This window comes from Stenotrophomonas maltophilia group sp. RNC7, from assembly GCF_030910085.1.
In the GTDB taxonomy this organism is placed as follows: domain Bacteria; phylum Pseudomonadota; class Gammaproteobacteria; order Xanthomonadales; family Xanthomonadaceae; genus Stenotrophomonas; species Stenotrophomonas sepilia.
On the sequence record NZ_JAVFVN010000309.1, the window covers coordinates 1 to 322 of the forward strand.

The window sequence follows — 322 nt, forward strand, 5'->3', positions numbered from 1 at the left end:
CCTGTTGATTTCGGAGATCAAGCGGTACTGTTTCTTCTAGGTTTTGTGCCACTTGATCTAGGGACTTGGCGGCTTGGTAGACCGTGTGGATTCGTTTTTCTTCGCGGCGCCCGTGTTGTTCCATGTGTTTAGGTAGTTCTGTATGGCGGGGGGTGGCGGCTGATTCGGCCGGGCTTCGATCCACGCAGGGCGTGTATCTACCGGTCCTGCCATGGTTCATGGGGTTGCCGGCCAGCGGCCGGCACTACCCACGCGCGCTTACGCGCTGATGCCGTATTCCTTCAGCTTCTTGCGCAGGGTGGCGCGGTGGATGCCCAGCATC

General features: G+C 59.3%; 1 protein-coding gene. It reads right to left on the reverse strand.

Going from position 1 to position 322, the window contains the following annotated elements:
* Nucleotides 1-258 precede the first annotated feature (258 nt).
* The gene (locus RCF13_RS05190; protein ID WP_308140915.1) at nucleotides 259-321 is read right to left on the reverse strand and encodes a helix-turn-helix domain-containing protein; all 63 of its coding nucleotides are present in this window, start codon (nucleotides 319-321) and stop codon (nucleotides 259-261) included.
* Between the last annotated feature and the right edge of the window lies 1 nt (nucleotide 322).